This is a genomic window from Pseudomonas sp. AD21, from assembly GCF_002878485.1.
Classification (GTDB): Bacteria; Pseudomonadota; Gammaproteobacteria; order Pseudomonadales; family Pseudomonadaceae; genus Aquipseudomonas.
Window position 1 is genome coordinate 147,956 of record NZ_NQYG01000004.1, and the last position, 21,612, is coordinate 169,567.

Annotated in this window: 22 protein-coding genes; 11 read left to right on the forward strand and 11 right to left on the reverse strand. The window is 62.3% G+C overall.

What is annotated here, in order from left to right; all coding sequences use genetic code 11:
* Positions 1-11: 11 nt before the first annotated feature.
* From PseAD21_RS03890 to nrdR, 8 genes are all read right to left on the reverse strand, one after another.
* On the reverse strand, positions 12-515 hold the full coding sequence (locus PseAD21_RS03890; protein ID WP_003228639.1) for a phosphatidylglycerophosphatase A: 504 nt from the start codon (positions 513-515) through the stop codon (positions 12-14).
* Positions 512-1,477: a thiamine-phosphate kinase gene (thiL, locus tag PseAD21_RS03895; RefSeq protein WP_102354580.1), complete on the reverse strand. Its 966-nt coding sequence runs from the start codon at positions 1,475-1,477 to the stop codon at positions 512-514. Before thiL ends, PseAD21_RS03890 begins: the two co-directional genes overlap by 4 nt.
* A gap of 18 nt (positions 1,478-1,495) precedes the next feature.
* Complete coding sequence (gene nusB / locus PseAD21_RS03900; RefSeq protein WP_102354581.1) at positions 1,496-1,996, reverse strand: transcription antitermination factor NusB; 501 nt, start codon at positions 1,994-1,996, stop codon at positions 1,496-1,498.
* A complete protein-coding gene (gene ribE / locus PseAD21_RS03905) occupies positions 1,993-2,469 on the reverse strand; it encodes a 6,7-dimethyl-8-ribityllumazine synthase (RefSeq protein ID WP_003228649.1) in 477 nt (158 codons plus the stop codon). Before ribE ends, nusB begins: the two co-directional genes overlap by 4 nt.
* Before the next feature lie 233 nt (positions 2,470-2,702).
* Positions 2,703-3,794 carry a bifunctional 3,4-dihydroxy-2-butanone-4-phosphate synthase/GTP cyclohydrolase II gene (ribBA, locus tag PseAD21_RS03910; RefSeq protein WP_025109536.1) on the reverse strand — a complete coding sequence of 364 codons (1,092 nt, stop codon included), beginning with the start codon at positions 3,792-3,794 and terminating at the stop codon, positions 2,703-2,705.
* Between the two features lie 31 nt (positions 3,795-3,825).
* The gene (locus tag PseAD21_RS03915; protein WP_102354582.1) at positions 3,826-4,491 is read right to left on the reverse strand and encodes a riboflavin synthase; all 666 of its coding nucleotides are present in this window, start codon (positions 4,489-4,491) and stop codon (positions 3,826-3,828) included.
* A 47-nt stretch (positions 4,492-4,538) separates the two neighbouring features.
* On the reverse strand, positions 4,539-5,672 hold the full coding sequence (gene ribD, locus PseAD21_RS03920; protein ID WP_102354583.1) for a bifunctional diaminohydroxyphosphoribosylaminopyrimidine deaminase/5-amino-6-(5-phosphoribosylamino)uracil reductase RibD: 1,134 nt from the start codon (positions 5,670-5,672) through the stop codon (positions 4,539-4,541).
* Positions 5,669-6,133: a transcriptional regulator NrdR gene (nrdR, locus tag PseAD21_RS03925; protein ID WP_007910946.1), complete on the reverse strand. Its 465-nt coding sequence runs from the start codon at positions 6,131-6,133 to the stop codon at positions 5,669-5,671. The genes ribD and nrdR overlap by 4 nt, the downstream gene beginning before the upstream one ends.
* A 127-nt stretch (positions 6,134-6,260) precedes the next feature.
* Between nrdR and PseAD21_RS03930 the strand changes: the two genes are divergently transcribed.
* The 3 genes from PseAD21_RS03930 to trxA all read left to right on the forward strand — a co-directional run bounded on the left by PseAD21_RS03930 (position 6,261) and on the right by trxA (position 8,445).
* Positions 6,261-6,725: a YbaY family lipoprotein gene (locus PseAD21_RS03930; protein WP_025109533.1), complete on the forward strand. Its 465-nt coding sequence runs from the start codon at positions 6,261-6,263 to the stop codon at positions 6,723-6,725.
* Positions 6,722-7,375 carry a methyltransferase gene (locus PseAD21_RS03935; RefSeq protein WP_102354585.1) on the forward strand — a complete coding sequence of 218 codons (654 nt, stop codon included), beginning with the start codon at positions 6,722-6,724 and terminating at the stop codon, positions 7,373-7,375. Before PseAD21_RS03930 ends, PseAD21_RS03935 begins: the two co-directional genes overlap by 4 nt.
* A gap of 197 nt (positions 7,376-7,572) precedes the next feature.
* Complete coding sequence (trxA, locus tag PseAD21_RS03940) at positions 7,573-8,445, forward strand: thioredoxin (protein ID WP_102354586.1); 873 nt, start codon at positions 7,573-7,575, stop codon at positions 8,443-8,445.
* A 4-nt stretch (positions 8,446-8,449) separates the two neighbouring features.
* On the opposite strand, the gene PseAD21_RS03945 is transcribed toward trxA, so the two are convergent.
* The gene (locus PseAD21_RS03945; RefSeq protein ID WP_102354587.1) at positions 8,450-8,809 is read right to left on the reverse strand and encodes a hypothetical protein; all 360 of its coding nucleotides are present in this window, start codon (positions 8,807-8,809) and stop codon (positions 8,450-8,452) included.
* A gap of 184 nt (positions 8,810-8,993) precedes the next feature.
* On the opposite strand from PseAD21_RS03945, the gene PseAD21_RS03955 reads away from it, so the two are divergent.
* From PseAD21_RS03955 to PseAD21_RS03985, 7 genes are all read left to right on the forward strand, one after another.
* Positions 8,994-9,917, forward strand: a complete 924-nt coding sequence (locus tag PseAD21_RS03955) for a CHAP domain-containing protein (protein ID WP_102354588.1) — start codon at positions 8,994-8,996, stop codon at positions 9,915-9,917.
* A complete protein-coding gene (locus tag PseAD21_RS03960) occupies positions 9,914-10,480 on the forward strand; it encodes a hypothetical protein (RefSeq protein ID WP_102354589.1) in 567 nt (188 codons plus the stop codon). Before PseAD21_RS03955 ends, PseAD21_RS03960 begins: the two co-directional genes overlap by 4 nt.
* Before the next feature lie 158 nt (positions 10,481-10,638).
* Positions 10,639-11,241, forward strand: coding sequence for a DUF2796 domain-containing protein (locus PseAD21_RS03965; protein WP_102354590.1), 603 nt, complete (start codon positions 10,639-10,641; stop codon positions 11,239-11,241).
* A 138-nt stretch (positions 11,242-11,379) separates the two neighbouring features.
* Positions 11,380-12,090, forward strand: a complete 711-nt coding sequence (locus tag PseAD21_RS03970) for an ABC transporter ATP-binding protein (RefSeq protein WP_102354591.1) — start codon at positions 11,380-11,382, stop codon at positions 12,088-12,090.
* A 1-nt stretch (position 12,091) separates the two neighbouring features.
* Entirely contained in the window at positions 12,092-13,357 is a 1,266-nt protein-coding gene (locus PseAD21_RS03975; RefSeq protein ID WP_102354592.1) for an ABC transporter permease, read from the forward strand.
* A gap of 11 nt (positions 13,358-13,368) precedes the next feature.
* Positions 13,369-13,887, forward strand: coding sequence for a DUF3299 domain-containing protein (locus tag PseAD21_RS03980; protein WP_102354616.1), 519 nt, complete (start codon positions 13,369-13,371; stop codon positions 13,885-13,887).
* A gap of 224 nt (positions 13,888-14,111) precedes the next feature.
* Complete coding sequence (locus PseAD21_RS03985) at positions 14,112-14,810, forward strand: OmpW family protein (protein ID WP_102354593.1); 699 nt, start codon at positions 14,112-14,114, stop codon at positions 14,808-14,810.
* A 179-nt stretch (positions 14,811-14,989) separates the two neighbouring features.
* Here PseAD21_RS03985 and PseAD21_RS03990 read toward each other — a convergent pair whose 3' ends face one another.
* Both PseAD21_RS03990 and PseAD21_RS03995 read right to left on the reverse strand, forming a co-directional pair.
* Positions 14,990-15,919 carry an NAD-dependent epimerase/dehydratase family protein gene (locus tag PseAD21_RS03990; protein ID WP_102354594.1) on the reverse strand — a complete coding sequence of 310 codons (930 nt, stop codon included), beginning with the start codon at positions 15,917-15,919 and terminating at the stop codon, positions 14,990-14,992.
* Complete coding sequence (locus PseAD21_RS03995; RefSeq protein ID WP_102354595.1) at positions 15,912-16,796, reverse strand: sugar nucleotide-binding protein; 885 nt, start codon at positions 16,794-16,796, stop codon at positions 15,912-15,914. Before PseAD21_RS03995 ends, PseAD21_RS03990 begins: the two co-directional genes overlap by 8 nt.
* Before the next feature lie 296 nt (positions 16,797-17,092).
* On the opposite strand from PseAD21_RS03995, the gene PseAD21_RS04000 reads away from it, so the two are divergent.
* Positions 17,093-21,526 (forward strand): DEAD/DEAH box helicase, encoded by a 4,434-nt coding sequence (locus PseAD21_RS04000; RefSeq protein ID WP_102354596.1) that lies wholly within the window; start codon positions 17,093-17,095, stop codon positions 21,524-21,526.
* Positions 21,527-21,612: the final 86 nt, after the last annotated feature.

The window sequence follows — 21,612 nt, forward strand, 5'->3', positions numbered from 1 at the left end:
GACCCTGCGGATCAGGCGAAAATCCACACCAGCCCCTGCATCGCCAGCCAGGCGAACACGCCGGCCAGCACGTCGTCGAGCATGATGCCGACGCCACCGTGGACATGCCGGTCGATCCAGCGGATCGGCCATGGCTTGAGAATGTCGAAGAAACGGAACATCAGGAAACCGGCCAGCAACCAGTACCAGCCTTCCGGTACCAACCACAGGGTGATCCACATCCCGACCATCTCGTCCCAGACGATGCCTTCGTGATCGTGTACCCGCAGATCGTCGGCAACCTTGCCGCACAGCCAGAAGCCGAACAGCATAGTGATCCCGAGCATCAGCCAGTAACCCCAGTCGGGCAGCATCTGCCACAACGGGATAAAGGGTAGCGCAACTAACGAACCCCACGTGCCCGGCGCTTTCGGCAAGGTGCCGGAACCGAAGCCGAACGCGAGGAAATGCCAGGGATTGCGCCAGACCGACGGCGGAACGAATTCGGCCGGAACCTGTTTCGGGTGATCTGTCACGGTGTCTCCTGAAAATGTTGATAACCCCGGATTTGCGGGGTGATGTCGTGTCCTTCGCGATCCAGCAGCACCACACCCTGGCCCTGCACCACCCGCCCGATCACATGGATCGGCCAGCCATCGGCCAGCAAAGCCGGCAACTCGACGGACGGCAGGGTGAAGGCCAGCACGTAGTCGTCGCCGCCGCTCAACGCCGCCCGTTCCGCGCCGCGCTGGCCGAGAAACGCCACCAAGGCGTTCGACAACGGTACGCGCTCACGTTCCACCTCAAGCCGCACTTGCGAGGCCAGGGCGATATGCCCGCAGTCGGCGAGCAAGCCGTCGGAGATATCCAGTGCCGAGGTGGCCTTGCCGCGCAACGCCTGACCGAGGGCCAGTTGCGGCTGCGGCGACCAGTAATGACTGAGCAGCGGTTCGGCTATCTCAGCATCCGCCTCACGCTGGCCGAGCACCAGCGGCAAGGCACCGGCGGCATTGCCCAGCTCACCGCCGACACACAACAGATCGCCCGGCTGCGCACCGCTGCGGGTCAAGGCCTGGCCGGCCGGAACGCGACCGAACACCGTGACCGTCAGACTCAACGGCCCACGCGTGGTATCACCGCCGATCAGTGCCACGCCACAGCTCTGCGCCATGCGGTTCAAACCGTGGGCATAGGCTTGCAGCCAATCGGCAGTCACCGTCGGCACAGTCAGGGCAAGGGTAAAGGCAACGGGCGTGGCGCCCATGGCGGCCAGATCGCTGACCGCGACGGCCAGCGAGCGCTGACCGAGCAGAAACGGATCGCAGGGATCGGCGAAATGCACGCCGGCCACCAGCGTATCGGTGGAAATCGCCAGCTGTTCCCCGGGGGGAACCGCCAGCAAGGCGCAATCGTCGCCGATCCCCAGTGCAACGCCCTCGCCGCCCTGCGCACAAGGCGCGGCGGCGAAGAAATTGCGGATCAGCTCAAACTCGCCCATTGCGATATCAAGCGCTGATCAGCGCTTGAACGCCTTGACTTCAGCTTCACGCAGGCGCGGAGCCAGCTTGTCGAGTACGCCGTTGACGAACTTGTGGCCGTCGGTCGAACCGAAGACTTTCGCCAACTCGATACCTTCGTTGATCACCACACGGTACGGCACGTCGACGCGCTTGAGCAGTTCCCAGGTGGACAGGCGCAGAACCGCCAGTTCAACCGGGTCCAGCTCTTCGATTTCAATGTCCAGGCAAGGCTTGAGCGCGGTGTCGATTTCGCTCTTGAACTGCGGAACCCCGTGCAGGATCTCGCGGAAGTAAGCGCCATCGACATCGGTGAAATCGTTATCGACCCGGAACTGCGCTTCGATCTCGTTCAGCGATTGCTTGGCCATGTGCCATTGATACAGGGCCTGCGTCGCGAGCTGACGGGCTTCGCGGCGCTTGACGCTCTTGGATGGCTTGCCGGCGGCCGCAGGTTTTGGATCGCGCGGGTTGAAACGATCGCTTTCGTCGCTAATCACTTGGCCTCCAACTGCGCCAGCAGGCTGACCATTTCCAGAGCGGACAGGGCAGCTTCAGCACCTTTGTTGCCGGCCTTGGTGCCGGAACGTTCGATGGCTTGCTCGATGGAATCAACGGTCAGGACGCCGAACGCGACCGGCACGCCGAACTCCATGGACACCTGGGCCAGGCCCTTGGTGCACTCGCCTGCCACGTATTCGAAGTGCGGGGTGCCGCCACGAATGACCGCGCCCAGCGCAATGATTGCAGCGAACTCGCCTTTCTGGGCGACTTTCTGCGCAACCAGCGGGATTTCGAAGGCGCCAGGTGCGCGGATGATGGTGATGTCGCTTTCGCTCACGCCGTGGCGAACCAGGGCATCAACTGCACCGCTGACCAGGCTTTCAACCACGAAGCTGTTGAAGCGGCCCACTACCAGAGCGTAGCGGCCTTTAGGGGCGATGAAGGTACCTTCGATGGTCTTCAGGGTCATTCGTCAGATCTCTTAAAGAGCCGGGACGCGTCTCGTACGCATCCCTCAGTGATATTAGCCACGATTTCATGGCCGGAAAAAACCGCATTGCTGCCTGATCCCCCCCCTGTGGCGAGGGGATTTATCCCCGATGGACTGCGCAGCAGTCCCAAAAACAGGGCCGCTACGCAGCCCGTCGGGGATAAATCCCCTCACCACAAGGGTACACACCAGCAATACGATTCACCGGGTCATTATTCGGAGGGCACGTATTCTACAACTTCCAGATCGAAACCGGATATCGCATTAAATTTCATCGGTGCCGACATCAGGCGCATTTTGCGTACACCGAGGTCGCGAAGGATCTGCGAACCGGCACCGACGATGCTGTAGGTGGTCGGTTTTTTCACCGCTGCCTGATCACCGGTCTCACGGATATGCGCCAGCAGCACGTCGCCATCGAGCGGGTGACCGAGCAACAGCACCACACCGCTACCCGCCTCGGCGACCGCGGCCATCGCGGCGCGCAGGCTCCAGCGGCCCGGTTGCTTGACCATCAGCAGATCGCGCAGCGGGTCCATGTTGTGCACGCGAACCAGCGTCGGTTCTTCGGCGCAAACGGTGCCCAGCGTCAGGGCCATGTGCACGTCGCCTTCCACCGAATCACGATAGGTCACCAGGTTGAATTGGCCCAGTTCGCTGTCCAGCGGCTGCTCGGCAATCCGCTGAACGGTACGTTCGTGGATCATCCGGTAGTGAATCAGGTCGGCGATGGTGCCGATCTTGATGTTGTGTTCGGCCGCGAACGCTTCCAGCTCGGCGCGACGGGACATGGTGCCGTCGTCGTTCATCACTTCGCAGATCACGCCGCTCGGCTCGAAACCGGCCATGCGCGCCAGGTCGCAAGCCGCCTCGGTATGGCCGGCGCGAGCGAGGGTGCCGCCGGCCTGAGCCATCAGCGGGAAGATGTGGCCCGGGCTGACGATGTCTTCAGCCTTGGCGTCTTTGGCGGCAGCCGCTTGCACGGTGCGCGCACGGTCGGCGGCGGAGATCCCGGTGGTCACGCCTTCGGCCGCTTCGATCGACACGGTGAACTTGGTGCCGAAACCGGAACCGTTGCGCGGGGCCATCAGCGGCAGCTTCAACAGTTCGCAGCGCTCGCGGCTCATCGGCATGCAGATCAGGCCACGGGCGTGCTTGGCCATGAAGTTGATGTGCTCGGCCTTGCAGCATTCGGCGGCCATGATCAGGTCGCCTTCGTTCTCGCGGTCTTCGTCATCCATGAGGATGACCATCTTGCCTTGGCGGATGTCTTCAACCAGTTCTTCGATGCTATTGAGCGCCACAAGGCACCCCCCTTCTTTCGAATTTAGAGCTTCAGGATTTGAGGTAGCCGTTTTGGGCCAGAAAGCTTTCGGTGATGGTGCCGCCGGATGCCGACTCTGCAGCCTTGTCGCCGAGGAGCAAACGCTCCAGATAACGCGCCAGCAAGTCGACTTCCAGATTGACCCGGCGACCTGGCGTGTAGGACGCCATGATGGTTTCGCTCAGGGTGTGCGGAATGATCGTCAGCATGAATTCGGCGCCATCGACCGCGTTCACGGTGAGGCTGGTGCCGTCGACGGTGATCGAGCCTTTGTGGGCAATGTACTTGGCCAGTTCTTTCGGCGCGCGGATACGAAATTCCACGGCGCGGGCATTGTCGCTGCGCGAGACGATTTCGCCGACACCGTCGACGTGACCGCTGACCAGGTGCCCGCCGAGTCGGGTGGTCGGGGTCAGGGCTTTTTCCAGATTGACCGGACTGCCGCTTTTCAGGTCGTTCATGGCGGTGCAGTCGAGGGTTTCACGACTGACGTCGGCGGCAAAGCCGTCGCCCGGCAGTTCAACCGCCGTCAGGCACACGCCGTTGACCGCGATGCTGTCGCCGAGTTTGACGTCACTCAGGTCGAGCTTGCCGGTTGCGACGTGCACCCGCACATCACCGCCCTTGGGGGTCAGTGCACGGATACTGCCGATGGATTCGATGATGCCGGTAAACATGGGGTTCTCCTTGAGAACGAAGCCAGCGCTAAGGCGATGGCCGGGAATTATACGCTCGCCGAAAGGACCGGCGTCGCGGTGACTCGCCAGTCATCGCCAACCGCGCGAATTTCAGTGATTTTCAGCTCGGGAGCGTCTTTCATATAGGCCAGCGGCCAGTCCAGCAGCGGACGCGCCGTGGAGCCGAGGAACTTGCCAGCGATGAAGATCACGAATTCGTCGACCAGCCCGAGCTGGGCAAACGCCCCTGCCAGTCGCGGGCCGGCCTCGACCAGCACTTCGTTGACGCCACGGTTGGCCAGTTCGACAAGCAGCTGATGCAGATCGACCTGACCGTCATCACCCGGCACGATCAGGCATTCCGGGCCGTTGGCGTATTGTTCTTCGACCGCCATGCAGGTGGCGACCAATGCCGGGCCAGCCTTGAAGAACGGCGCATCCAGCGGCACCCGCAGACGCCCGTCGATCAGCACCCGCAGCGGCGGACGGCTCATGACCAGAGCGGTTTGTTCGGCATCCAGTCCCAATTCTTCGGCGCGCACGGTCAGGCGAGCACCGTCAGTCAGCACGGTGTCGGCGCCGGTCAGCACCACGGCTGCCTGTGCGCGCAAACGCTGCACGGCGGAACGCGCGGCCGGCCCGGTGATCCACTGGCTCTCGCCGCTATCCATCGCCGTACGACCATCCAGACTCATCGCCAACTTGACCCGCACGAACGGCAAGCCGTGTTCCATGCGTTTCAGGAAACCTTGATTGAGTTTGCGTGCCTCGGCTTCCAGCACGCCGCTTTGCGTGGCGATGCCGGCATCGGCCAGACGCTGCAAGCCGCGCCCGGCGACCTGCGGGTTCGGATCGCGCATGGCCGCGACCACCCGGCCAACTCCAGCATTCACCAGCGCATCGGCGCACGGCGGCGTGCGCCCATGATGGCTGCACGGCTCAAGGGTGACGTACGCCGTCGCGCCCCGGGCCAGTTCACCGGCGGCGCGCAGGGCGTGGACTTCGGCGTGGGGTTCACCGGCACGCTCGTGGAAGCCTTCGCCGACAATTTGCCCGTCGCGCACGATCACGCAGCCAACCCGGGGATTGGGGTGCGTGGTGTAGTGGCCCTTGCGCGCCAGTTCCAGCGCGCGCGCCATGAAGTGAGCGTCGAGGATGGCCTGCTCGGCGGCGCTGGTCATTCCTTCACCGGTTCGCGGGCGAGGCGGTCGATCTCTTCGCGGAACTCGTTGAGGTCCTGGAAGCGCTTGTACACCGAAGCGAAACGGATGTAGGCCACTTCATCAAGCTTTTGCAGCTCGGCCATCACCAGTTCGCCGACCACGAGAGATTTGACCTCGCGTTCGCCGGTGGCGCGCAGCTTGTGCTTGATGTGGACCAGAGAGGATTCGAGGCGCTCGACGCTCACCGGACGTTTCTCCAGCGCGCGTTGCATGCCGGCGCGGAGTTTTTCTTCGTCGAACGGTTGGCGGCTGCCGTCGGTTTTGATCAGGCGCGGCAACACCAGTTCGGCCGTCTCGAACGTCGTGAAACGTTCGCCGCAGGCCAGGCATTCACGCCGGCGGCGCACCTGTTCGCCCTCGGCGACCAGACGCGAGTCGATGACCTTGGTGTCGTTGGCACCGCAGAAGGGACAGTGCATGGTGGCTGGCAACAAAAAAAGGGAGGGCCATGGTAGCGCATCCCGGTGGCAAGACAAGCCATAGGGTTTGCGGTATACAGACTGCCATGATCGTTTGATCCACGGATTTCATTTTCTGGAGCTGCCAATGCCGCTACGACCGCTCGTTTTGCTCAGTCTTTTCGCCCTGCTGGTGGCCTGCGGCAGCGATAAGCCCAAGCCGCAGCCGCCAACACCCGGCCCGGCGCCGCAACAGGCGCAGAAAAAAGCCAAAGAGGCCGCCGACCTCGGTCCGCTGCCGGCCTATCAACGTGAGCTGAGCGGCACTTTGCAAGGCGTGCCGGCCGGTGCCGAAGTCGAACTGGCGTTACTGGTGATCGACGAGAAGTCACGCCCGCAGCAACTGCTCGCCAGTTCCAGCCTGATTGGCAACAACCAGATCCTGCCGTTCCGCCTGCGCTTCAATCCGGAAGCTTTTCCGGCAGGCGCACGGGTTGAACTGCGCGGTCGGGCCACGCAGTCCGGCCAGTTGATCCTGCATCTGCCGTCGCAAACCATCACCCAGCCGACCACTCAGGCGCTGGGCCAACTGCAATTTGTCAAAGCACCATGACGGCACCGCTCGACCTGCAACAGGCGTTAGGTGAATTGCTCGGCGATGCCAGGCTCAAGGCCTGTGCATTGCCGGGCACTGACTTGCAGCTATGGCTGATCGACGGCGACAACATGCACCGCGAATTCAGCCCCGACGAAACCCGCCGTATCCTCCACGAGCCACCGTATTGGAGCTTCTGCTGGGCCAGTGGTCTGGCGGTGGCGCGTTATCTGGCGGCGTTTCCCGAGTGGGTACGCGGCAAGCGGGTACTGGATTTCGGCGCTGGTTCCGGGATTGCCGGGATTGCCGCCGTGAAGGCCGGCGCGCTGGAAGTGGTGGCCTGTGACCTCGATCCGCTGGCGATTGCTGCATGCCGGGCGAATGCCGCACTCAACGATGTGCAGATGAGTTACTCGACGGACTTCTTCGCCGAGGCCGATCGCTTCGATCTGATTCTGGTGGCGGACGTGTTGTACGACCGCGAAAACCTGCCGCTGCTCGATGCGTTTCTCAGCCGTGGGCGTGAGGCGCTGGTGGCGGATTCGCGGGTTCGGGATTTTCACCATCCGCTGTATGAGCGCATCGAAATGCTCGAAGCCATGACCCTGCCGGATCTGGCCGAGCCTGAAGAATTCAGACATGTAAGCCTTTACCATGCGCGGCGCTAGCTAAAAGCATCGCCAGCAGGCTGGCTCCCACAGGGGTTTTGTGAACGACACAGATCCAATGTGGGAGATCCAATGTGGGAGCGAGCTTGCTCGCGAAGGCATCCGCCCATGCAACACACCTCTAAAACCCGCCCCGCTTCCGGCCACACCCCGCCAAGCCGTATAGTTGCCCCATCCACGCTTTTACGAGATCCCCCATGAGTCAGCAAACGCCGTACATCTTCGACGCCACGACTGCCGATTTCGACCAGTCGGTGATCGAAGCTTCCTTCAACAAACCGGTGCTGGTGGATTTCTGGGCCGAATGGTGTGCGCCGTGCAAGGCGCTGATGCCGATGCTGCAAGGTATCGCCGAGAGCTATCAGGGCGAACTGCTGCTGGCCAAGGTCAACTGCGACATCGAGCAGGACATCGTCGCCCGCTTCGGTATCCGCAGCCTGCCGACCGTGGTGCTGTTCAAGGACGGCCAACCGGTGGACGGTTTTGCCGGTGCGCAACCGGAATCCGCGGTGCGCGCCCTGCTCGAACCGCATGTGCAGATGCCGGCGCCAACCGCTGCCGATCCGTTCGAGCAGGCTCAGGCGCTGTTCGATGAAGGGCGTTACGCCGATGCCGAAGCGGCACTGGTGGTGATGCTCACCGAAGACAACAGCAACGCCAAGGCGCTGATCCTCTACGCCCGCTGCCTGACCGAACGCGGCGAACTGGGCGAAGCGCAAACCGTGCTCGACGCGGTCAAGAGTGATGAGCACAAGGCTGCACTGGCCGGGGCCAAGGCGCAGATCAAGTTCCTCGGCCTGGCTCGCGACCTGCCGGATGCCGCTGACCTCAAGGCGCGTCTTGCGCAGAATCCGCAGGACGACGAAGCGGTGTATCAACTGGCGATCCAGCAACTGGCGCGCCAGCAATACGAGGCGGCGCTGGAAGCCTTGCTCAAGTTGTTCATCCGCAACCGCAGCTACGGCGAAGGGTTGCCGCACAAGACCCTGCTGCAAGTGTTCGAACTGCTGGGCAACGATCACCCGCTGGTGACCGCTTACCGGCGCAAGATGTTTGCCGCGCTGTACTAAGCGCTCACTCGATCCAGCTGTAGAGCGGCGTATCCCCGCCGCTCGCCACCTTCACCCCAGCACTGTGGCGCAAGCGCACCAGCAGTCGTTTGCCCGCCGCCGCGCTGCCGGTCAGGCCCTCAAGCTGATCCAGCAGGTCCGGCCCATTGAGTTGACCGGCCTTGCGCAACAGGTCCTGCGCGACTTGCCACAACGCATCGTCCTGGTTCAGCGGTTTCGCTGCCGGGGTCAGCTCTGCCGCCTGCGGCTGCTCGCTCTGTGTGTGCGCCCCAAGCGCTGCGCCCAGCTTCGCCCAATCGCTGTCATCCAGCTCTACCGTCAAATCCACCGGCATCGCGCCGACGGTTCCGCGTATCCGCAACATCTGCTTCGCTCCTGCACATTTCTGACCTGCATGCTCCCACGGGACTTGTGCAACGCCAAGTGTCGGTGACTGGCAGAACCCGGAGTATCCACTACATTCTCTTTTTCCATGGGAAGGATGCCCATGTCTTCAGGACGAAAACTGGTGTCAAAGGGAGGCCAGACCTCAACGGGCGGCGTGGTTCTTGAGGGGAACGAAAACGCCACCCAAGGGCGTCAAGTTTCAGTTGCCGGTGGATGGACTGGTCATTGACGACAACATCATCCAGAACGATGACAAACCCCGAATTTACTCACTCATATCTGCCAAGGGGCAGACCGAAATCACTCTCTCGGGCACAAAGAAATTACCGTCGGTAAAAACCCGCGACAGCCATGATGTTACTGTTCAAATCGTCGGTGCATCCGGGGCGACAAAGGCGATGCACACGACCACATTGACCGAAGGTAAATCGCTGTCGATCGTCGCCGTCTCACCCTGGGTGAAAGTGCCCTTGTCCACCAGCGGCGCTGTTTCCAATGACACTTTTTACGAGGTGGAATACGGGGTCAAGCGCAGAAACCAGACGCGCACCGTTAAGGTGGTTATCCAGGATATGCCGCGCCGGATACTGATGGAGGCGCTTTCACACCGGGGTTCCACCGTATGGGCCGGTGGCATCAGCAAAAAATCGTTGCCACACCCGACCCTCAAGGAAACGGTGGAATTCCCCGCCGAAACGAACAAATGCAACCTGTTCGTCTATGACGTACTGACCTCGATAGGTATCAATGTCGCGTGGATTGAACACGGCAAGGCAAAATTCCTGCCCTGGATGATAAAAGTCAGCCCACCACTGGCAGGTGAATGGGCGGACAACGAACGCCTTCTCGCCAGCTGGAAAGTGGAGAGTTCACCTTTACCCGGCGATATCGGTGCGTATGCTGTCACCTACTCTAACGCCAGCGGTCACGTCGGCTTCGTACTCACTAATGGCGTCTGTATTTCCGCAGGCTGGGACAAAATCGAAGTCAATGACGCCGGTTTTCGAAATGCCTCGGGCAATGCGGTACCCGATGACCATGACTTCACCATTTTCCGACGGTACAAGCACAGCACGCCACGATGAAACGACTTTTATGGATACTTTTTGCAATCCCACTTCTGCTGATCGTGGCATGGCGTCTCTGCTTGCCTGTAGACCTTTCATCCTGCGCGAACAATGCCGCTGCACAAGGGCCGCTCAGCGTATTCATTCGTGACTACTTCGATCGCAACGCTCGCACCGACTGGCGGGACATGGATGATCGTTTCGACGTTCTCTCCACTCCCGAAGGCCAGAAAATTGCCGGCCGACCACAGGCGTATGTTTGCGAAGCATTGCAGATCCTGCAAAGTCCGGCGTTCAGTCAGAGTGAGAAAATCTTCACCACGGCGTTGATGTTCCAGTTGCCGATCAGTCAGTACATGGGTTTTATGGATCGCAGCCATCAACTCTACGCAAAGGACAGCATTGATCGGGAGGTGATGAAGCTGGTGGTTCTGCCGCGCGGGACGGCCATCAATTACTGGTGGCTGCCGGCCTGGCGCCAGCGTTTCACTCGCGATGCCCCGAGCGTACTCGATGCAAATCTGATCAATCATGTGCTCTCGGGACGCTACTGGTTCGACTATCCCGGCGCAGGCTTCTGACTCTAAAAGCGTGACCTCCAATCGACGCACCGCCCCGGAATCTGTCCCGGGCGGTGCTCAGTCATGCCTTGCGCAAAACGGAGCGCACGGGCAAACTCTGCGCACTTTCGTTATAAGATTACATAACAAACTCTTCACTTTACTTTCCGGAGATCGCCATGCGCCGTCTGCTGCTCGCTTTGCCGTTTGCCCTGTTGCCGCTGGCCATCGCCCACGCCGCCGATGAGCACGATCATGACCACGAGCACGGCAGCCTCGGCGCCCATGAACATGGCGTCGGCCGGCTGAACGCTGCGCTCGACGGCCAGACCCTGGAGCTGGAACTGGAAAGCCCGGCGATGAACCTGGTCGGCTTCGAACACGCCGCCACCACCGACGCCGACAAGGCCAAGGTCGCTGCCGCCCGCAGCAAACTGGAAAACCCGCTGGCATTGTTCAACCTGCCAGCCGCCGCCGGTTGCAAAGTCACCAGCCAGGAACTGCAAAGCCCGCTGTTCGGCGACAAGCCGGATGCCGACGACCATGACGATGATGACCACGACGAAGCTGCCAAGGGCGGTGAAGCGCATCACCACGATCACAGCGAAATCCACGCGCACTATCAATTCAGCTGCGCGACCCCGGGTGCTCTGAAGTCGCTGGATCTGGCGAACATCTTCAATACCTTCCCGGCGACCCAGAAAATTCAGGTACAACTGATCGGCCCGAGCGGCCAGCAAGGGACGGAAGTGACGGCCAAGGCGGCTGCCCTGAAATTCTGAATCCTATGGAAATCCCCTGTAGGAGTGAGCCTGCTCGCGATAGCGGACTGTCAGTCGAATAAATCCTGACTGCCCCACCGCCATCGCGAGCAGGCTCACTCCTACACAAGGGCCACTCAACTATCCGACCGGTTTCAAATGACCCAAGCACTCATCGAACTGTCCGACCTGGGCTTCAACTGGCCCGGTCACCCGCCGCTGCTGGACATCCCGGCGTTCCGCCTGGAGCCGGGCGAAACCCTGTTCCTCAAAGGCCCCAGCGGCAGTGGCAAGACCACCCTGCTCGGCCTCCTCGGCGGGGTGCAGAAACCCGGGCGCGGCAGCATTCGCCTGCTCGGCCAGGAGCTGACCGAACTCGGTGCCGGCGCCCGCGACCGCTTTCGTGTCGATCACACTGGCTACATCTTCCAGCAGTTCAACCTGCTGCCGTTTCTCTCGGTGCGCGAGAACGTCGAGCTGCCCTGCCACTTCTCGAAACTGCGTGCCGAACGGGCGAAACAACGCCACGGCAGTGTTGATCAGGCGGCGGCCACCCTGCTCGCCCACTTGGGTCTGAAGGATGAAAGCATCCTCGGTCGACGCGCCGACTCGCTGTCGATCGGTCAGCAGCAACGGGTCGCCGCCGCGCGCGCCTTGATCGGCCAACCGGAACTGGTGATCGCCGACGAACCGACCTCGGCCCTCGATTACGACGCCCGGGAAAACTTCATCCGTTTGTTGTTCGCCGAATGCCGCGAGGCCGGTTCCAGCCTGTTGTTCGTCAGCCACGATCAAAGTCTGGCGCCGCTGTTCGATCGTCACCTGTCCCTGGCCGAGCTCAATCGCGCCGCCATATCTGCCGAGGTCTGAGATGTATCTGTTTCGTCTGGCCATGGCCAGCCTGGCCAACCGCCGTTTCACCGCCCTGCTCACCGCGTTCGCCATTGCCTTGTCGGTGTGTCTGCTGCTCGCCGTCGAGCGCGTGCGCACCGAAGCCAAAGCCAGTTTCGCCAGCACCATCAGCGGCACCGACCTGATCGTCGGCGCCCGCTCCGGCTCGGTGAACCTGCTGCTGTACTCGGTGTTCCGCATCGGCAACGCGACCAACAACATTCGTTGGGACAGCTTCGAACACTTCGCCAGCAACCCGAAAGTGAAGTGGGCGATCCCGATGTCCCTCGGCGACTCACATCGTGGCTACCGGGTGATGGGCACCACCGAGGCGTATTTCGAGCATTACCAGTACGGCCGCCAGCAGCATCTGGAGCTGGCTGATGGCCGGGCGTTTGCCACCGACCCGTTCGAAGTGGTGCTCGGCGCCGAAGTGGCCGAGGCGCTGCATTACAAGCTCGGCGACCAACTGGTGCTGGCCCACGGTGTGGCGGCGATCAGTCTGGTCAAACATGACGACAAACCATTCACCGTGGTCGGCATTCTCAAACGCACCGGCACCCCGGTGGACCGCACGCTGCACATCAGCCTCGGCGGCATGGAGGCGATCCACATCGACTGGCACAACGGCGTGCCGGCCCGGGGCAACGGGCGGATCAGTGCCGATCAGGCGCGCAACATGGACCTGACGCCACAGGCAATCACCGCGTTCATGCTCGGCCTCAACAGCAAGATTTCCACGTTCGCCCTGCAACGCGAGATCAATGAATACCGAGGTGAGCCGATGCTGGCGATCCTGCCGGGCGTGGCTTTGCAGGAGTTGTGGAGCCTGATGAGCACCGCTGAAAAAGCACTGTTCGTGGTCTCGCTGTTCGTGGTGCTGACCGGGTTGATCGGCATGCTCACGGCGATTCTCACCAGCCTCAACGAGCGTCGCCGCGAGATGGCGATTCTGCGTTCGGTCGGTGCGCGGCCGTGGCACATCGCAAGCCTGCTGGTGCTGGAAGCCTTCGCCCTGGCGCTGACCGGGGTCATCGCCGGAGTGGCGCTGCTGTACATCAGCATCGCCGCTGCGCAGGGTTACGTGCAGGCCAATTACGGGCTGTATCTGCCGCTGGCGTGGCCGAGCGAGTATGAATGGACGCTGCTCGGTGGCATTCTGGCAGCCGCGCTGCTGATGGGCAGCGTGCCGGCCTGGCGTGCATATCGCCAATCCCTGGCTGATGGCCTGTCGATCCGTTTATGAGGATGTTCACCATGCCCCGCGCTGTACTTGCGCTGCTGTTGCTGGTTGCCCTGCCCGTGTGGGCAGCGGCGCCGAAAGACCTGACCTGGTCGGAAATGATCCCGCCCGACGCCGCGCCGGAAGTGCCGAACATGACGCCTCTGCACGACATGTCGAAGATGAGTGACGCGCTCTCGGCCGAATCCGCGCCAGCGGCCAAGCAGGATCTGCCCAATGCGCCAGTGGTGCAGAGCCTCGACGGGCAGAACATCCGCCTGCCGGGCTACATCGTGCCGCTGGAGGTCAACGAAGAGGGGCGCACCACGGACTTCCTGCTGGTGCCGTACTTCGGCGCCTGCATCCACGTGCCGCCACCGCCGTCGAACCAGATCGTTCACGTGAAAAGCGAAGTCGGCGTAAAGCTCGACGAGCTGTATCAGCCGTACTGGGTCGAGGGACCGTTGCAGGTCAAGGCGTCCACCAGCGAGCTGGCCGATGCCGGGTATCAGATGGCGGCAGACAAGATTTATGTGTATGAGCTGCCGGAGTAATACCCGGAGGTTTTGAGTTGCCGGATCAATGGCTATCGCGAGCAGGCTCACTCCTACAGGGGAACGCATTCCAAATGCAGGAGTGAGCCTGCTCGCGAAGGGGCCCACAAAGGTTCCACAAAAAAACGGGGCATCACTGTTTCATTGAGCTGAGTCAAAAGACCGTATCAGTTGGCTTCGTACCATAGGACATCAGACATTTTAAACGTCCTTTTGGAGCTCCCATGAACAAGTCCTTGCTCAGCGCTTCGCTGTTTGCATTCGCGCTCGCAGCCCCGCTCGCCCACGCCCACGAAGCCGGCGACATCATCGTTCGCGCGGGTGCGATCACCGTCAACCCGAAGGCCGACAGCTCCAGCGTCAAGGTCGATCAGGGTCCGTTGAGCGGTGCAAACCTGGGCGGCAAAGCGACCATGAGCAGCGACACCCAACTGGGTCTGAACTTCGCGTACATGCTGACCAACAACATCGGTATCGAGTTGCTGGCCGCCTCGCCATTCGAGCATGACGTCAAACTCAAAGGCACCGCGCTGCCAGCCGCCAACGGCAAACTCGGCACCCTGAAACACCTGCCGCCAACCCTCAGCGTCGTGTACTACCCGCTGGATGCGAAGTCGCCGTTCCAGCCGTACATCGGCGGCGGCATCAACTACACCTGGATCTACGACGAGCACGTCGGCAGCGAAGCCCAGTCCAACGGCTTCAGCAACTTCAAGGCGAAAAACTCCTGGGGTCTGGCCTGGCAGGTCGGCGCCGACTACATGCTGACCGACAACATCATGCTCAACGCCCAGGTGCGCTACATCGACATCGACACCCGCGCCACCGTCGAGAACAACGCCGTAGCGCCGGGCACGCGTGCCAAGGTCAATGTTGATGTCGATCCATTTGTGTACATGGTGGGTCTGGGCTACAAGTTCTAAGGCAGATCGACAAAGAACGTTCACGTGGTGGTGAATGAGGCTTTGGGTGAGCAGGCTTAGAACTGACGACGATCATGTGATCGATCGGGGATAAATCCCCTCGCCACAGGGATAACGACATATTCCGGCCGTGAAAAAGGCGCCTGTAAAAAGGCGCCTTTTTCATGTCTGCAATAAACCTATTTGCCCAGCAACCGCGCCAGTCCGACGCTCATCGGTGTCTGCGCCGGCAGCTCGAAGCGTTCGAGCAAACGGCGGTTGTTCGCCCGAGAATGGCGGATGTCGCCGGAACGTGCCGGGCCGTAGCTGATCGGCGGAAGTTCGCCGACGACCTTTTCCAGTTCGGCCAGCATCTGCTTGAGATTGGTCGCCTGATTCCAGCCCACGTTCACCGCGCCGACTTCCACCTCAGGCTTGTCGATGGCCTGCACCAGCAGGTCCACCAGATCCTCGACGTAGAGAAAATCACGTGTCTGCTCACCATCGCCGAACACTGTGATCGGCAAGCCTTTCTGCGCCCGCTCACTGAAAATGCTGATGACCCCGGAATACGGCGAGGACGGATCCTGGCGTGGGCCGAAGATGTTGAAGAAGCGGAAGATCACCGGCTCCAGAGCGTGCTGGCGGCGGTAGAAATCGAAGTAATGTTCGCCGGCCAGTTTGTCCGAGGCATACGGGGTCAGCGGGGCTTTCGGCGTGTCCTCGTCGATCGACTCGCCTTCACCGTTGTTGCCGTAAACGGCAGCGCTGGAAGCGAACAGCACACGCTTCACCCCGGCCTGGCGCATGGCTTCGCAGACATTCAGGGTGCCGATGAAATTGCTCTGGTGAGTCTTCACCGGGTCGTCCACCGAAGCCTGGACCGAGGCCACCGCCGCCAGATGCGCCACCGCGCTGCAACCTTGCATGGCCTGCGCGACCAGCGCGGCATCGGCGACGTCACCGACGATCAGCTCTACCTTCGGGTTCGCCAGTGGCAGGTTGGTACGTTTGCCGGTCGACAGATCATCGAGAATCCGCACCGAATGGCCCGCGGCGAGCAACGCATCCGTCAGGTGCGAGCCGATGAAACCGGCGCCGCCGGTGATTAAAACAGGGCCTTCAGCCATGACGATAAAACCTATCCAGTAAAGCCGGGAGCGCCGCGCGCCAGGCGCGAGGCTTGATCCCGAAAGTGTGCAGAATTTTTTTACAGGCAAGCACCGCGTGTTGCGGCTCCTCAGCGGCGTCCGGCCGCGCGGCATGTGCCTGGGCGGTCGGGGCTTCGATCGCCAGCTGATGCAAATTGCGAGCTTCGGTCAGAATCGCCTGCCCCAACGCCAGCGGTGTGGTCGCCTCATGGCCGGCGTAATGGTAAGTGCCCCACAGCGGCGCCGCGCAATCGAGTTGCTTGAGCACCGAAATGATCACCCGTGCCGCGTCATCCACCGGGGTCGGATTACCGCGGCGATCATCGGCCATCAGCAATTCATCCGGTTGTTCGGCGCGGGCGAGGAAGCGCCCGAGGGTGCCCTCAGGGCTGTCATCGAGCAGCCAGCCGAAGCGCAACAGCACGTGTTGCGGGCAAGTAGCACGAACGCTTTGTTCGATGCGCCACAACGCCTGACCGCGCAGGCCCAAGGGCACCGGCTCCTCTTTTTTGCTGTAGGCGGTCGCCCGCGAACCGTCGAACACCCGGTAACTGGACGGCTGCACGAGGATGATGTTGTGGTGCTGGCACAGTTCGGCCAACCGCTCGATCGCGCGTTCCTGGCCGGCCAGACGGCTTTCGCTGACGGTTTCGGCCTGAAACCAGTCGAAATAGTAGGCGAGGTTGATCAACGCATCCGGACGGGTGTCGTCGAGCAGTTGCGTCAGGCTCGCGGCATCCCAGCCGTCTTCTGGCGGGCGGGGGGCGAGGAAACCGATGTCTTCCTCCGCACCGAGGCGAATCAGCGCCTGCCCAAGGGCATTTCCGCCGCCCAGTAACATAAGGCGCATTCGCATAGAGTCAGCAGGCCCAGTCTGATTGGAACGATGGCTTTAACGACGGTGTTTGTGACAGCGTCGTCGATAATTGCCGGAATCGTTGCATTTTGCGGGTTTAGTGCGCAACCGTCACCCGTAAAGTGTAGATCGCCGGGAATTGTGCTGAATCAACTGTCCCCACCACGAGCAGGCTCACTCCTACAGGGAAATGCGATCAGCTGTAGGCGTGAGCCTGCTCGCGATGAAGCCCTGCCAACCACTGGAGATCCCCAGCGGTACTTGCATCTTGCCGCCCCCACCCGCATAACTTAAGCATGAATCTGCCCATCCCCACGGACGCGGCCCTGGCAGGCTTTCACCCCGCCGTCAGCGCCTGGTTCAGCAGCACCTTCCCGACGGTCACCGCCGCTCAGGCCCGCGCATGGCCGTTGATCCGTCTGCGCCGCTCGACGCTGATCGCCGCGCCCACCGGCTCCGGTAAAACCCTCACCGCGTTTCTCGCGGTGCTCGACGACCTCGTCCACCGTGGCCTCGAAAACCCCGACGGGCTGCCGGACGAAACCCTGGTGGTCTACGTTTCGCCGCTCAAGGCGTTGTCCAACGATATCCGCATCAATCTGCAGAACCCGCTGGCGGGGATCACCGATCAGTTGCGTCAGATGGGCCTGCCGGAACTGCAGATCACCACGGCGGTACGCACCGGCGACACCCCGCAAAAAGAACGCGCCGCCATGCGCAAAAGCGCACCACACATTCTGGTGACCACCCCGGAATCGCTGTACGTGCTGCTCGGCTCCGAATCCGGGCGCAAAATGCTCGGCACCACGCGCACGGTGATCGTCGACGAAATCCACGCCATGGCCGCCGGCAAGCGCGGCAGTCACCTGGCCCTGAGCCTTGAGCGACTGCAAGCGCTGTGCGCCGAACCACTGACTCGCATCGGCCTGTCCGCCACACAGAAACCGGTCGAAGCCGTGGCGCAATTTCTCGTCGGCCATGATCGCCCCTGCGAGATCATCGACATCGGCCATGCCCGCCCTCGGGACCTGGGCATTGAAGTGCCGCCGGTGCCATTGTCGGCAGTGATGGCCAACGATGTTTGGGAATTGGTTTACGACCGCCTCGCCGAGTTGGCCCACGAGCACCGCACCACGCTGATTTTCGTCAACACCCGGCGGCTGGCCGAGCGCTTGAGCCGACACCTCAGCGAGCGTCTGGGCAAACACGCGGTAGCGGCGCACCACGGCAGTCTGGCCAAGGAGTTCCGCCTCGACGCTGAACAGCGGCTCAAGCGCGGCGAGCTGCAAGTGCTGATCGCCACCGCCTCGCTGGAACTGGGCATCGATATCGGCGAAGTCGACCTGGTCTGTCAGATCGCCTCGCCGCGTTCGATTGCCGGGTTTCTGCAAAGAGTGGGGCGCTCCGGGCACCAGGTCGGCGGCACGCCCAAAGGCCGGTTGTTCGCCACCACCCGTGACGACCTGATCGAATGTGCTGCCCTGCTCGACTGCGTGCGCCGTGGCGAACTCGACATCCTGCACATTCCCGAAGCGCCGCTGGATGTACTGGCGCAGCAGATCATCGCCGAAGTCAGTTGCCAGGAATGGGCGGAAGACGCGCTGCTGGCGCTATTGCGCAAAGCCTCGCCCTATCGCCACCTCGACGAAAAACACTATCAGGCGCTACTGACGATGCTCGCCGAAGGCTACAACGGCCGTCAGGGTATCCGTAGCGCCTATCTGCATCGCGACGCCGTCAGCGCCACCCTGCGTGGCCGCCGCGGCGCACAACTGACCGCCGTGACCAGCGGCGGCACCATCCCGGACAACGCCGACTACAGCGTGCTGCTGGAACCGCAAGGCCTGAACATCGGCAGCGTCAACGAAGACTTTGCCGTGGAAAGCATCGCTGGCGATGTGTTCCAGCTCGGCAATACCTCCTACCGAATCCTGCGGGTGGAAACCGGCAAGGTGCGGGTCGAGGATGCCCAGGGTCAGCCGCCGACCATTCCGTTCTGGCTCGGCGAAGCACCGGGGCGCAGCGATGAATTGTCCTCGGCGGTGGCGCGCCTGCAAGCGACCCTCGACGAGTTACTCGGCGCCCGCCCCGGCAATCTGCAACCGGCACTAGACTGGCTGACCGAAACCCTCGGCCTGAACCGCGCCAGCGCCGAACAACTGGTGGACTACCTCGCCCGCGCACGCCTGACCCTCGGCGCCCTGCCCTCACAGAACACGCTGCTGATGGAGCGGTTTTTCGACGAGTCCGGCGGCACCCAGTTGATCATCCATTCGCCGTTCGGCAGCCGCATCAACCGCGCCTGGGGCCTGGCCCTGCGCAAGCGTTTCTGTCGCACCTTCAATTTCGAGTTGCAGGCTGCCGCCAGTGAAGACGCGATCGTCCTGTCGCTGTCCACCAGCCACAGTTTCGAACTCGATGACGTCTGGCGTTACCTGCACAGCAACAGCGCCGAGCACATTCTGATTCAAGCGATTCTCGACGCACCGTTGTTCGGTGTGCGCTGGCGCTGGAATGCCGGGGTGGCGCTGGCGTTGCCGCGTTTTACCGGCGGCCGTAAAGTCGCCCCACAGTTGCAGCGGATGAAGAGCGAAGACCTGATCGCCAGCGTGTTTCCCGATCAGATCGCCTGCCTGGAAAACCTCGCCGGCGAGCGGGAAATCCCCGACCATCCGCTGGTAGAACAAACCCTCGACGATTGCCTGCACGAGGCTATGGACAGCGAAGGCTGGCTGGCGCTGCTGCGGCGCATGGAGCATGGCGAGGTGCGTTTGCTCAGCCGCGATCTGCCGGCGCCGTCACCGCTGGCCGCAGAAATTCTCAGCGCGCGACCGTACACCTTTCTCGACGACGCACCGCTGGAAGAACGCCGCACCCAAGCGGTGATCAACCGGCGCTGGAGCGATCCGCAATCCACCGATGATCTCGGCGCGCTGGATGCCGACGCCATCAGCGCCGTGCGTGAAGAGGCGTGGCCGACACCGGCCAACATCGATGAAATGCACGAGGCGCTGATGAGCCTGGCGTGCATCAGCGACCTTGAAGTTCAGGCTGGCGAACACTGGCGCGAATGGCTTGACGCGCTGACTGCGAGCGGTCGCGCCTGCCGCTTGGCCGTTCCGCCAGTAACGGCAAAAGAAAAGCTTCGCGAGCAGGCTCGCTCCCACATTCAACCGCGTTCCGCCAGTTGGAACACAGTCAACTGTGGGAGCGAGCCTGCTCGCGAAGACGGCCTCACAGTCACTACACATCAACAGCCTAGCTCGTTGTGGCTGGCCCGAGAACGCCTGACCTGTCTGCTGGCGCTTCATCCACAGGCCACGCTGCAACCGCAGCAGGAGGCCTTGCCCGGTTTCAACGACCCATGGACGTTCGATGACGCACTGGTCGAAGTGATCCGCGCACGGCTCGGCGCGTTTGGCCCGCTGCCGCTCCCCGCGATTGCCGAACCGCTGGCGCTGCCCACTGCGCAAGTCACGCAAGCCCTCGCGCAGCTGGAGCGCGAAGGCTATGTGCTACGCGGTCATTTCACCCCGGGCGTGGCGGTTGAAGAATGGTGCGAACGGCATCTGCTCGCGCGCATCCATCGTTACACGGTCAAGCGTTTGCGCCGGGAAATCGAACCGGTGGCGTTGCAGGATTTCATGCGCTTTCTGTTCGACTGGCAGCACCTGTCCAGCGCCACGCGCGGCCAGGGCAGCGCGGTGTTGCCAGCGATTGTCGGCCAGTTCGAAGGCTACCCGGCGGCAGCCTCGGCGTGGGACAGCGACCTTCTCCCGGCGCGACTCAAGGACTATTCACCGAGCTGGCTGGATGACCTGTGCCGCAACGGCAAACTGGTGTGGACGCGGCTCAGCGCCCGGCAGAAAGTCAGTGGCACGGCCCTGCGCAGTACGCCGATTGTGCTGCTGCCACGCAGTCAGGTCGGGATGTGGAGCGCGCTGGCCGAGCAGACGCCCATCAGCGAACTGTCACCGAAAACTCAAAAGGTCTACGAAGCGCTGAGTCAGCACGGCGCGCTGTTTTTCGATGAGTTGATCTATGAGGCGCACCTGCTGCGCACCGAGCTGGAAATCGCCCTGCAGGAGCTGGTGGGCGCCGGTCTGGTGAACGCCGACAGCTTCGCCGGCCTGCGCGCGCTGATCACCCCGGCGAGCAAGCGCCAGCAACGCAGCAGTCGTCGCGGGCGCGGGGCGTTTGTCGGTGGTATGGACGATGCCGGGCGCTGGGCATTGTTGCGCCGAGGGCCACTGGTGGAGAACAGCCCGACGCCTTCGCCGGAAACCCTTGAGCACGTTGCCATGACCTTGCTGCGGCGCTACGGCGTGGTGTTCTGGCGCCTGCTGGAACGCGAAGCGGACTGGCTACCGAGCTGGCGCGAATTGCTGCGCACATTCCATCGACTGGAGGCCCGCGGCGAGATTCGCGGCGGACGGTTTGTCAGTGGTCTTGCGGGTGAGCAATTTGCCTTGCCGGAGGCGATTCCGCTGCTGCGTGAAGTACGGCGACAGCCGCATGACGGCAGTTTGATCGCGGTGTGCGGGGTAGATCCGCTGAATCTGGCCGGGACGCTGTTGCCGGGGGCGAAAGTGCCGGCGCTGGCGAGCAATCGGCTGGTGTATCGCGATGGTCTGCCGGCGGCGGCGGAGATTGCCGGCAAGCAGGTTTTCTGGACAGAGCTGGATCAGCTTGCCATGGAACAGGTGCGCAGCAAGCTGATCCGGCATTGATGTCCACAGGTCTGGCCTCTTCGCGGGCAAGCCCGCTCCCACAGTGATTTTTGGTGTGCCTCCTATTTCCGCATCACCCAGAACCT

Coding starts and splice junctions, on each gene's coding strand:
- PseAD21_RS03980 (WP_102354616.1), top strand. CDS start 13,369: ATGCCCCGCGCTGTACTTGCGCTGCTGTTGCTGGTTGCCCTGCCCGTG.
- PseAD21_RS03990 (WP_102354594.1), bottom strand. CDS start 15,919: ATGGCTGAAGGCCCTGTTTTAATCACCGGCGGCGCCGGTTTCATCGGC.
- PseAD21_RS03970 (WP_102354591.1), top strand. CDS start 11,380: ATGACCCAAGCACTCATCGAACTGTCCGACCTGGGCTTCAACTGGCCC.
- ribD (WP_102354583.1), bottom strand. CDS start 5,672: ATGACCAGCGCCGCCGAGCAGGCCATCCTCGACGCTCACTTCATGGCG.
- trxA (WP_102354586.1), top strand. CDS start 7,573: ATGAGTCAGCAAACGCCGTACATCTTCGACGCCACGACTGCCGATTTC.
- PseAD21_RS03945 (WP_102354587.1), bottom strand. CDS start 8,809: ATGTTGCGGATACGCGGAACCGTCGGCGCGATGCCGGTGGATTTGACG.
- PseAD21_RS03995 (WP_102354595.1), bottom strand. CDS start 16,796: ATGCGAATGCGCCTTATGTTACTGGGCGGCGGAAATGCCCTTGGGCAG.
- PseAD21_RS03975 (WP_102354592.1), top strand. CDS start 12,092: ATGTATCTGTTTCGTCTGGCCATGGCCAGCCTGGCCAACCGCCGTTTC.
- PseAD21_RS04000 (WP_102354596.1), top strand. CDS start 17,093: ATGAATCTGCCCATCCCCACGGACGCGGCCCTGGCAGGCTTTCACCCC.
- ribE (WP_003228649.1), bottom strand. CDS start 2,469: ATGACCCTGAAGACCATCGAAGGTACCTTCATCGCCCCTAAAGGCCGC.
- thiL (WP_102354580.1), bottom strand. CDS start 1,477: ATGGGCGAGTTTGAGCTGATCCGCAATTTCTTCGCCGCCGCGCCTTGT.
- PseAD21_RS03930 (WP_025109533.1), top strand. CDS start 6,261: ATGCCGCTACGACCGCTCGTTTTGCTCAGTCTTTTCGCCCTGCTGGTG.
- PseAD21_RS03915 (WP_102354582.1), bottom strand. CDS start 4,491: ATGTTTACCGGCATCATCGAATCCATCGGCAGTATCCGTGCACTGACC.
- PseAD21_RS03960 (WP_102354589.1), top strand. CDS start 9,914: ATGAAACGACTTTTATGGATACTTTTTGCAATCCCACTTCTGCTGATC.
- PseAD21_RS03985 (WP_102354593.1), top strand. CDS start 14,112: ATGAACAAGTCCTTGCTCAGCGCTTCGCTGTTTGCATTCGCGCTCGCA.
- nrdR (WP_007910946.1), bottom strand. CDS start 6,133: ATGCACTGTCCCTTCTGCGGTGCCAACGACACCAAGGTCATCGACTCG.
- PseAD21_RS03935 (WP_102354585.1), top strand. CDS start 6,722: ATGACGGCACCGCTCGACCTGCAACAGGCGTTAGGTGAATTGCTCGGC.
- PseAD21_RS03965 (WP_102354590.1), top strand. CDS start 10,639: ATGCGCCGTCTGCTGCTCGCTTTGCCGTTTGCCCTGTTGCCGCTGGCC.